At 40.3% G+C, this 10,302-nt stretch carries 10 protein-coding genes and 1 pseudogene; all 11 read left to right on the forward strand.

Annotation, left to right across the window (positions count from 1 at the left end):
* Positions 1-73: pseudogene (locus ACNI3T_RS07810) on the forward strand (50S ribosomal protein L25); the annotation flags it as partial.
* A gap of 135 nt (positions 74-208) precedes the next feature.
* Positions 209-835, forward strand: coding sequence for an aminoacyl-tRNA hydrolase (gene pth / locus ACNI3T_RS07815; RefSeq protein WP_418227337.1), 627 nt, complete (start codon positions 209-211; stop codon positions 833-835).
* A 6-nt stretch (positions 836-841) separates the two neighbouring features.
* Positions 842-1,780 (forward strand): bifunctional riboflavin kinase/FAD synthetase, encoded by a 939-nt coding sequence (locus ACNI3T_RS07820; RefSeq protein ID WP_418227338.1) that lies wholly within the window; start codon positions 842-844, stop codon positions 1,778-1,780.
* Entirely contained in the window at positions 1,770-3,089 is a 1,320-nt protein-coding gene (locus tag ACNI3T_RS07825; RefSeq protein ID WP_418227339.1) for an HTTM domain-containing protein, read from the forward strand. The genes ACNI3T_RS07820 and ACNI3T_RS07825 overlap by 11 nt, the downstream gene beginning before the upstream one ends.
* A gap of 70 nt (positions 3,090-3,159) precedes the next feature.
* On the forward strand, positions 3,160-4,431 hold the full coding sequence (gene serS, locus ACNI3T_RS07830) for a serine--tRNA ligase (protein ID WP_418227340.1): 1,272 nt from the start codon (positions 3,160-3,162) through the stop codon (positions 4,429-4,431).
* Positions 4,432-4,477: 46 nt separating this feature from the next.
* Positions 4,478-6,262: a tetratricopeptide repeat protein gene (locus tag ACNI3T_RS07835; protein ID WP_418227341.1), complete on the forward strand. Its 1,785-nt coding sequence runs from the start codon at positions 4,478-4,480 to the stop codon at positions 6,260-6,262.
* A gap of 20 nt (positions 6,263-6,282) precedes the next feature.
* The gene (locus ACNI3T_RS07840; protein ID WP_418227342.1) at positions 6,283-6,603 is read left to right on the forward strand and encodes a DUF4286 family protein; all 321 of its coding nucleotides are present in this window, start codon (positions 6,283-6,285) and stop codon (positions 6,601-6,603) included.
* 5 nt (positions 6,604-6,608) lie between these two features.
* Positions 6,609-7,430, forward strand: a complete 822-nt coding sequence (gene rsmA / locus ACNI3T_RS07845) for a 16S rRNA (adenine(1518)-N(6)/adenine(1519)-N(6))-dimethyltransferase RsmA (protein ID WP_322301393.1) — start codon at positions 6,609-6,611, stop codon at positions 7,428-7,430.
* On the forward strand, positions 7,411-8,763 hold the full coding sequence (mgtE, locus tag ACNI3T_RS07850) for a magnesium transporter (protein ID WP_418227343.1): 1,353 nt from the start codon (positions 7,411-7,413) through the stop codon (positions 8,761-8,763). Before rsmA ends, mgtE begins: the two co-directional genes overlap by 20 nt.
* A gap of 101 nt (positions 8,764-8,864) precedes the next feature.
* Positions 8,865-9,842, forward strand: coding sequence for a 2-hydroxyacid dehydrogenase (locus ACNI3T_RS07855; protein WP_418227344.1), 978 nt, complete (start codon positions 8,865-8,867; stop codon positions 9,840-9,842).
* A gap of 75 nt (positions 9,843-9,917) precedes the next feature.
* On the forward strand, positions 9,918-10,302 hold a 385-nt coding region (locus tag ACNI3T_RS07860), incomplete at its 3' end, for a VOC family protein (RefSeq protein WP_418227345.1).

Raw genomic sequence — 10,302 nt, forward strand, 5'->3', positions numbered from 1 at the left:
AGTTGCTCCAGACGAAGTACCAGCTACTGAGACTGATGATGTGGCAGCAGTAAAAGAAGGAGAAGACAACTAGTCTTAGTCTTTAATTCATATAGAAAAGCATTCCACTTCGGAATGCTTTTTTTATTAGCAGAATTTTATCATTCGGTTTTTAGTAATCTAATTTCAAAGTAGCTGATAAATTTTATCTTTACGAAAACTAAATTGGATGCTTTCATTCTTCGGAAGGATATTACGTAAGAAAGAGACCGGGAAGCAAATAGATCCCATGAAGAAATTTTTGATCGTAGGCTTAGGAAACATTGGCCCGAAATACGAAAATACCAGGCATAATATAGGATTTAAGATCCTTGATGAACTTGCCAGAGAAAAAGTGGTGAGCTTTGAAACCCAGAAACTGGGCGACGTTGCCAGCTTTAAATTTAAAGGAAGAACATTTGTGCTTCTCAAGCCCAGCACGTATATGAATCTTAGCGGGAAGGCAGTAAATTACTGGATGCAGAAGGAAAAGATCAACCTGGAAAATTTACTAATAGTGACAGATGATCTCAACCTCTCCTTTGGAACTTTGAGACTCAAAACCAAAGGTAGCGACGGTGGTCATAATGGACTCAAAGATATACAGGCACAATTAAATACCACGAAATACAATCGCTTTAGATTCGGGATCAGTGATGAGTTCGCCAAAGGACAACAAATAGATTATGTACTTGGTGAATGGGAAGGTGATGAACTTAAGAAGATGCCGGAACGTTTAAAAACTTCCGCAGAATTAATATTGAGCTTTGGAACAGCTGGAGTTTCCAATACCATGAATTCATATAACGGAAAATAACAGGATTTGGAAGAGCATAAAGGTGCAAACTCATTTAGTAGTGAACGTCAAACTGTAGTGACCATAGGGACTTTTGATGGGGTTCATGCAGGACATCGCAAGATCATAGATCGCCTTGTGAACTCTGCCAACGCCAACAACCTGGACTCGGTAGTGCTAACCTTTTTTCCTCATCCAAGAATGGTATTGCAGAAGGAAAGCGATATCAAGCTTATCAATACGATCGAGGAGCGCAAGCAATTATTAGATCAAACAGGGATAGATCACCTTGTGGTTCATCCTTTTACACATCAATTTTCGAGGTTAACGGCACTGGAATTCGTACGGGATATCCTTGTAAATAAACTCAGGGCAAAAAAGATCATTATTGGTTATGATCATAGATTCGGGCGTAATCGCACTGCAGATATCAATGATCTCAAGCAATTTGGAAAAGAATTTGGTTTCGAGGTAGAAGAGATCTCTCAGCAGGACGTGGAGCAAGTAGCTGTAAGTTCTACAAAGATTCGAAAAGCACTTCTGGACGGGAGAGTGGAACAGGCCAATATTTACCTTCAAAGTGAATTTACTCTGAAGGGTACCGTGGTTAGAGGGAGAGGGATTGGCAAAGATCTTGGCTATCCCACCGCAAATATGGAGATTCCTGAAGATTATAAACTAATACCGAAGAATGGTGTTTACGTAGTAAGATCTGTTTTAGATGGACAGACCATTTTTGGAATGATGAATATTGGAACAAATCCTACTGTTGGAGGGAAGGAGCAAACGATAGAAACTTACTTTTTTGATCTTGATAAAGATCTATACGGAAAAGAATTTACCATAGAAATGCTGGTAAGGATCCGCGATGAAAAGAAATTTAATTCAGTACAAGAATTAAAGATCGCAATGAAGCAGGATCAGGCATTTTCAAGTCAATATATCAAGGATAATTATGCTGAATAGGTGGTTATTCAAAGAAGTCGATAATTCGGCACTTGTTGTTTTTCGTGCGTTATTTGGATTATTGATCACCATTGAAGCATTTGGCGCTATTTTCACTGGTTGGATTCGCCGAACCATGATAGAGCCAGAATTCACCTTCAATTTTATTGGATTCGAATTTCTTCAACCGCTACCTGGAAACGGGATGATCTGGTATTACGCGATCATGGGGGTTTTCGGGATTTTTGTTATGCTGGGCTTCAAGTATAGAATGTCCATGTTGCTCTACGGGATCATGTGGGCTGGGGTTTATTTGATGCAGAAATCCTCTTATAACAATCATTATTACCTGCTCATGCTCTTATGTTTTATCATGAGCTTTCTGCCGGCACATCGTTGGTTTTCGATAGATGCATGGAGAAAACCGGAAATAAGCAGAATTTCCATGCCCAGGTGGGTCTGGGTGGTAATCGTACTTCAGTTATGGATTGTATATACTTATGCTTCCGTAGCCAAATTTTACCCAGACTGGCTGGATGGTAGTTTTCCTGCGATGCTAATGGCTTCTAAGAAGGATTACTGGCTGGTTGGAGAGTTTCTTCAACAACCCTGGATTCGCTACGCGATTACTTATTTCGGACTCCTTTTTGATCTGCTGATTATCCCATTGCTACTTTGGAAAAGGACCAGGTTAATAGCGTTTATCGCCGCGATATTCTTCCATCTTTTCAATAGTTTTATCTTTCATATTGGCATCTTTCCCTATATGTCGCTTGCCTTCTGTATCTTCTTTTTTCCTGCGGAAACTATCAACAAGATTTTCCTGCGAGGAAAGAAAAGATTCTATACTGGAAATGAGATCAATGTTCCTTCCTGGAATAAGATCTTTATTGGTGCTCTGGCGGTGTGGTTTGCTATACAGGTAGCTTTGCCTTTACGTCACTGGTTTTTTCAGGATGATGTGCTCTGGACCGAAGAAGGACATCGCTTAAGCTGGCGAATGATGTTGCGAGGCAAAGGTGGTAGAATTACTTTCAAAGTAGTGGAAAAAGGAACTAGCGATACGATCATTGTTCAGAAAGAAGATTACCTGTCCCGCAAACAATTGAGAGCTATTCCAAGCAAACCGGACATGATCTGGCAATTTGCGCAAAGGCTCGAGCAGGAATATGCTGAAAAAGGTATGGAAATAGAGGTTTATACTGAAGGGAAAATCAGGGTGAATCGTGGTCCCTATAAAACTCTTATCGATCCAAAGGTAGATCTGGCGGCTGAAGAATGGCAGCATTTTCGTCACCATGACTGGATTTTACCTTCTACCGAAGACTAATTTTCTAGCCTGCTTTTGCTACATTTGCAGCTTATAAAAAATTCAACTTCATTTAAAATTTTCAGGCCTTATGTTACAGGTTTCCAAAATAGCAGAACATAAAGACGAATATATACAGGCACTCAAAAAGCGAAATTTTGAGGCTGAAGCCGTATTCGATAAGATCCTTGACCTGGATGAGACCAGAAGGTCCACGCAGGCGCAATTAGATGATACCCTGGCGACATCCAATAAGCTTTCGAAAGAAATAGGGCTTATGTTCAAAAATGGGGAACACCAGAAGGCTAATGTTTTAAAGCAAAAAACCGGGAAATTAAAGGAAGATTCTAAAGATCTTTCAGAATTACTTAATGGCACCACAGCTCAACTGCAGGAGTTGCTATATACGATTCCAAATATTCCACATCCATCTGTTCCCGCCGGTAATAGCGAAGAGGACAATGAGGAGATATTTAAAGATGGTGATGTTCCGGTACTGGCCGAAGGTTCTCAACCACACTGGGAACTGGCTAAGAAGTATGATATTATAGATTTTGAGCTAGGGAATAAGATCACTGGAGCAGGATTTCCGGTGTATAAAGGAAAAGGAGCGAGATTACAGCGTGCGTTAATCACCTGGTTCCTGGATAAAGCAACCGAAGCTGGTTATACTGAATATCAATTACCTCTTATGGTGAATGAGGCTTCAGGTTATGGAACGGGACAGTTGCCAGATAAAGAAGGACAAATGTATCATGTTACCGAAGATGATCTTTACCTGATCCCAACGGCTGAGGTTCCTATGACGAACATGTTTCGTGATAATTTGATGACCGAAACAGATTTTCCAATTAAATGTACCGGTTATACTCCATGTTTTAGAAGAGAAGCGGGATCTTATGGAGCGCATGTAAGAGGATTGAATCGTTTACATCAATTTGATAAAGTAGAGATCGTACGAGTTGAAACTCAGGAAAACTCTTATGCAGCTTTAGATGGGATGGTAGATCACATTAAAAATCTGCTTAAAGAATTAAAACTGCCATACCGTATTTTGCGTCTATGCGGTGGTGATCTTGGATTTACAGCAGCGCTTACTTTCGATTTTGAAGTATTCTCTACTGCTCAGGATAGATGGCTGGAAATAAGTTCGGTTTCAAATTTCGAAACCTTTCAGGCAAACCGACTTAAATTACGATACAAGAATAAAGAAAATCAAAAGGAACTGGCCCATACTTTAAATGGTAGCGCCCTGGCTTTACCGAGAGTACTTGCCGGAATCCTTGAAAATTACCAGACTGACGAAGGAATTAAAGTTCCTGAAGTTCTGGTTCCATATTGCGGTTTCGATCTTATCGATTAACCTGAGGTTCACCATTCTGGAACAGCGCAAATGTTTATATTTACATATGCGCTGTTTTTTATTTATGCTGATTTTCCTGCTCACCGGCTCTATAGCGGTTGCACAATCTGAGCAGCTTGCCAGGAATTTTTTCGATCAGGGAGAATACAAAAAAGCACTTAAGATCTACCAGGATATTTACGAGGATAATCCTTCCAATCCAATAATTTTTAACGGTCTCGTAAGTTCATATCAACAACTGGAGGATTTCAAAGCTGCGGAAGATCTTCTGCGGGAGCGTATGAGCGCTTCGGCAAATAATCCAGCCATCCTAATTGATATTGGTCATAACTATGAACTTCAGCAAAACCTGGAACGAGCAGAACAGTTTTACCAGGAAGCTTTGCAGGCGGGTGAATCGCGACCCAACTATGCCTATTCTATTGCCCGAAGTTTTGAGAAATACAGTTTGCTCGACTATGCAGTAAAAGCTTATGAACGAGCAATGGAGATCAATCCCGCTCAGAATTTTAATTTGCAACTCGCAAGGATCTACGGGGAACAGGGAAATACTGAAAAGATGTTCTCTAATTATCTCGATCTTATAGAAGATGATACAAAATTCTATAGCCTGGCAAACCGGGAATTTAGTCGTTATATCACTGATGATCCTGCTACGGAAGCCAATATCAACTTTAGAAAATTACTACTGAAGAGGTCACAGGAAGATCCAAGATTATTATATAATCAAATGCTAAGCTGGCTTTTTGTGCAGCAGCATCAATACGATAAAGCTTTTACTCAGGAGCGCGCAATTTATAAAAGAGGAGAAAAGAACTTACAGGGGATTCTCAATCTTGCATTGCTCGCACGGGAAGCGAAGCAATTTGAGGTAGCACAGGAAATCCTGACCTATGCGATCGAAGAATCACCATCACCGGCCTTTAATTTACAGGCCAGACATCTATTGCTAAAACTCAGAACAGAAACGGTAACTTCAGCAGGATTAAATGACCTTGAATTGGCATTTGAGCAATTGATTGGAGAATACGGAGTTGATAATGAAACGCTGGAACTTCAGATCGATCTGGCAAACTTTAGAGCTTTCCGAAGAGATAAAAAAGAAGCAGCGATCGCTTTGCTTGAAAACGCTCAGGAACTGCAATTATCCAATTTTGAAAAAGCGAAAGTAAAAATGGCTCTGGCAGATATTTTGGTGATCCAGGAAAAGTTCGACCAGGCATTGATCTATTATTCACAGGTGCAAAACCTGGTGGAAAACGATATCATGGCGCAGGATGCTAGGTTTAAGGTGGCCAAGACAAGTTACTATAAAGGTGATTTTGAATGGGCGAAAACTCAGCTTGATATTCTTAAAAAATCTACGTCTCAATTGATTGCAAATGATGCCATGGAATTGAGTTTACTTATCACGGACAATAGCCAGGAAGATAGTACGCAAACTGCACTTAAAAAGTATGCAAGGGCAGATCTGCTGGCATTTCAGAAGCGAAATTCAGAAGCTATTTCCATGCTGGATACGATCCTGGAAACGCATAAGGGTGAAAGTATAGAGGATGAAGCTTTGTATGCGCAGGCAAAGCTTTTTGAATACGAAGCAAGTTATGATAGGGCTGAGAATAATTATTTACAGATCATCCAATCGTATGGTAATGATATCCTGGCAGATAACGCACATTTTTATCTTGCCGAACTTTACGTAAGCAAGCTGGAACATCCAGAGAAGGCAAAGACTCTTTACGAGCAAATTATCTTTAACTTTGCCAATAGTATTTATTTCACAGATGCCCGTAAAAAGTACCGGCAACTTCGTGGAGATATACTGGAATAACATCTTTAAAAAATTTCCCAATGATCATTTATAATGTTACCCTGAATGTACAGGAAGAGATCCACGACCAATGGATGGAATGGATGCAAAAAGAACATATCCCGGAAATGTTGAAAACCGGAAAGTTCAGCAAAGCTTTGATGACCAAGGTGATGGTGCAGGAACCAATGGGTGGCATCACCTATTCAGTCCAGTATACTACGGAAAGTAAGGAAATGCTGGAGCGATATTACCAGGAAGATGCCACTAAAATGCGGGCAAGTTCCAAAGCTTTCGAAGGTAAATTTGTAGCTTTTAGAACCGAACTTGAACTAATTGGTGAATATACTTCCCCAGAATAATTATCATGAAAAATAACAGGCCACCAAAACAGGACTCCAATACAGATGTTCGCGCAAAGAAACATTTGGGTCAGCATTTTTTGACCGATGAGAATATCGCCAGGAAAATCGCGGACACCCTCGATTATTCCGGATATAGGAAAACTTTGGAGATAGGTCCAGGGATGGGTGTGCTTACCAAGTATCTTCTTGAAAAAGATACTGAAGTTCACGTAATCGAGATCGATTCAGAAAGTGTGGAATATCTGGAAAGTCATTACCTGCATTTACGTGGTCGTATTCATGAAAAAGACTTCTTAAAACATGACCTTGGAAGTATCTTTAGAGAGGAACAGTTCGCCGTAATTGGTAATTTTCCCTATAATATTTCTACACAGATAGTTTTTAAGGTTTTGCAAATGCGTGACCAGATCCCAGAATTTTCTGGAATGTTTCAGAAAGAAGTGGCTAAACGAATTTGTGAAAAGGAAGGAAGTAAAGCTTACGGGATTTTGAGCGTACTTGTTCAGGCATTTTATGAAGCAGAATATCTGTTTACGGTGCCCCCAACAGTTTTCAATCCACCACCTAAAGTGGATAGCGGAGTTCTACGCTTAAAACGTAAGGAAAACTATAGTCTACCCTGTAATGAAAAGCTGTTTTTCACCGTGGTGAAAACTTCTTTTAACCAACGTAGAAAAACACTTCGTAACTCTTTAAAAAGTCTTAATCTTCCAGATAATTTAAGGGAAGATACTATATTTGGCTCTCGACCGGAACAACTCGGTTTCCAGCAGTTTATTGAACTGACGCAAAAAATAGAGCCGTATGCAGTTTCAAATAAGTGAAGAATTAATTGACAAGATCCAGTACCTCATCGAACAAGGAAACGATGAGGAATTGCTGTTGCACCTTGAAGACGTGCATCACGCTGATATTGCTGAAATTCTTACCGAAATAAACCTGGAAGAAGCCACGTATATCGTGAGGCTTCTGGATAGTGAGAAAACTGCTGAAGCTCTTATGGAGCTGGAAGAGAATGTTCGGGAACGTATTCTTGAAAATCTCTCTCCAAGCGAGATCGCTTCAGAGCTGAACGAAATGGATACTGATGATGCAGCAGATATTATTTCTGAACTGTCACCGGAACTTCAGCAAAATGTGATCGCTGAGATTGAAGATGAGGAGCATGCAGATCATATCGTGGAACTGCTTCGTTATGACGAAGATTCTGCCGGTGGTCTTATGGCAAAAGAGCTCGTGAAGGTTAATGAGAACTGGAGTGTTACCGGCTGTATGGCCGAGATGCGAAAGCAAGCTGAGAACGTGACCCGTGTTCATTCAATTTATGTAGTCGATTCCAAGAATAAACTAAAAGGAAGACTTTCCCTTAAAGATCTACTAACTGCTTCCAGCAATGCCAATATCAGCGATGTTTATATTCCGCAGGTGGACTATGTAAATGTGCACACTGAAGGTGATGAGGTAGCGAGGATCATGCAAAAGTATGACCTTGAAGCGATTCCCGTAGTGGATGAAATGAATCGCCTTGTAGGAAGAATTACCGTTGATGATATTCTTGATTTTGTAAGGGAAGAAGCTGAAAAGGATTACCAGATGGCCGCAGGTATCTCTGAAGATTTGGAGGCCGATGATAATATTTTCAAGCAAACCAGGGCAAGATTACCCTGGTTAATGATCGGGATGTTCGGTGGTCTTGGAGCTGCCAGTATTATTTCCGGTTTTGAAACCATACTTACAACATATCCAAACTTACTGGTGTTTGTGCCGCTTATCCAGGCAACTGCAGGGAATGTTGGAGTACAGTCCAGTGCGATCATCGTACAGGGACTGGCGAATGACAGTTTGAGAGGGAATATCCTATCCAGATTACTAAAGGAATTCGGCCTGGCACTTATAAATGGAACTTCTATAGCCATTATCGTTTTCGCAATTAGTTCCTATTTCTTCGGAACCACTATTCAGGAATCGATAAGTATCGGAGTGGCCCTGATTTCTGTGATTGTATTAGCCGCACTTATTGGTACTTTTATCCCTATTATTCTGAATAAAAATAATATTGATCCTGCCGTTGCTACCGGACCTTTTATCACTACAAGTAACGATGTTTTCGGGATCCTTACTTACTTTCTTATCGCCAAGGCGATCCTAGGTTTCTAGGACTGTTTTACGGCTTCTGCCAAATCATTCTTAACTTTGTAGCAGGCATTTTCAGTAGATTACTGAAACTGTGAAAATTGCTAAATTCAAATAAGAAAGACATGATCATCCTACACGCAGATACCAACCATCCAATATTAATGCAAAAACTGGCTGAAGCTGGTCATCATAATGTGGAAGGCTTCGAACAAAGCCGTGAAGAAACCCTGCAAAATCAACATTTATATGATGGTATCGTCATAAGAAGCAGGTATAAGATCGATAAAGAATTTATTGATGCTGCGCCAAATTTGAAGTTTATCGCACGTGTTGGCGCCGGACTCGAAAGCATTGACGTGGAATATGCTCAGGAACGCGGAATCAAACTATTTTCTGCCCCAGAAGGGAATGCGAATGCTGTTGGGGAACATGCTCTTGGAATGCTCTTATCACTCTTTAACCGACTAAACAAAGCAGATCGAGAGGTTCGCGAAGGATTATGGCATCGTGAAGAAAACCGTGGTGTAGAACTGGACGGGAAAACCGTTGGTTTAATAGGCTACGGAAATATGGGGAAGAGTTTTGCAAAAAAGCTTAGAGGTTTTGATGTTGATGTTATCTTTTATGATCTAAAAGATGGAATTGCAGATGAGAATGCAAGACAGGTTTCCTACGATGAATTTTTTGAAAAGGCGGATGTCGTGAGTTTACATACTCCATTAACAGAGAAGACCAATCAAATGATCAATAAGGAATTTATTGCTAACTTTAAGAAACCTATCTGGTTCATCAATACCGCGAGAGGAAAAAGTGCGGTGACAGAAGATCTTGTTGGCGCATTAAAAGAGGGAAAGATCCTTGGAGCAGGACTGGATGTACTGGAATATGAAAAATCCAGTTTTGAAAGTCTTTTCGGGAATAAGAAGAATGTAAGCATAAGTGCGGCAGATCCTATTCCGGAGGCTTTAAGAGAACTAATGTTCATGCCACATACACTATTGAGTCCGCATGTTGCAGGCTGGACTAGAGAATCTCATGAAAAACTAGCCACGGTGATTGCAGATAAGATCATTGGAAGCTTTGGAGATGAGAAGAAATAGCAAGAGCTTCACTTTAGAGCATTAAAGATCTCAATTCCCTTTAAACAAGTAATAGAACTTTAAATTCGAATCAATATGAAAAACAGGGTTACAGGTTTAGGAGGTTTCTTTTTCAAAGCGAAAGATCCTGATGCTACAAAAAGCTGGTACAATCAGCATCTAGGTTTGAATACTGATCAATACGGTTGTACTTTCTGGTGGAAGGATAAACAGGGAAATGATTGTTCAACGCAATGGAGCCCGATGGATCATAAAACTGAATATTTTCAACCTTCGGAAAAACAATTCATGATGAATTTCAGGGTAGAGAACCTGGAAGAATTACTGAAGGTTTTGAAAACTGAAGGAGTAGAAGTTGTAGGCGAAATGGAAACTTATGACTATGGTAAGTTTGGCTGGATCCTGGATCCTGAAGGAAACAAGATCGAATTATGGGAGCCTGTAGATCAGGTTTTCCTCG

Source organism: Christiangramia qingdaonensis (genome assembly GCF_048381525.1).
In the GTDB taxonomy this organism is placed as follows: domain Bacteria; phylum Bacteroidota; class Bacteroidia; order Flavobacteriales; family Flavobacteriaceae; genus Christiangramia.

Coding starts and splice junctions, on each gene's coding strand:
- pth (WP_418227337.1), top strand. CDS start 209: ATGCTTTCATTCTTCGGAAGGATATTACGTAAGAAAGAGACCGGGAAG.
- ACNI3T_RS07825 (WP_418227339.1), top strand. CDS start 1,770: ATGCTGAATAGGTGGTTATTCAAAGAAGTCGATAATTCGGCACTTGTT.
- serS (WP_418227340.1), top strand. CDS start 3,160: ATGTTACAGGTTTCCAAAATAGCAGAACATAAAGACGAATATATACAG.
- ACNI3T_RS07835 (WP_418227341.1), top strand. CDS start 4,478: ATGCGCTGTTTTTTATTTATGCTGATTTTCCTGCTCACCGGCTCTATA.
- ACNI3T_RS07840 (WP_418227342.1), top strand. CDS start 6,283: ATGATCATTTATAATGTTACCCTGAATGTACAGGAAGAGATCCACGAC.
- rsmA (WP_322301393.1), top strand. CDS start 6,609: ATGAAAAATAACAGGCCACCAAAACAGGACTCCAATACAGATGTTCGC.
- mgtE (WP_418227343.1), top strand. CDS start 7,411: ATGCAGTTTCAAATAAGTGAAGAATTAATTGACAAGATCCAGTACCTC.
- ACNI3T_RS07855 (WP_418227344.1), top strand. CDS start 8,865: ATGATCATCCTACACGCAGATACCAACCATCCAATATTAATGCAAAAA.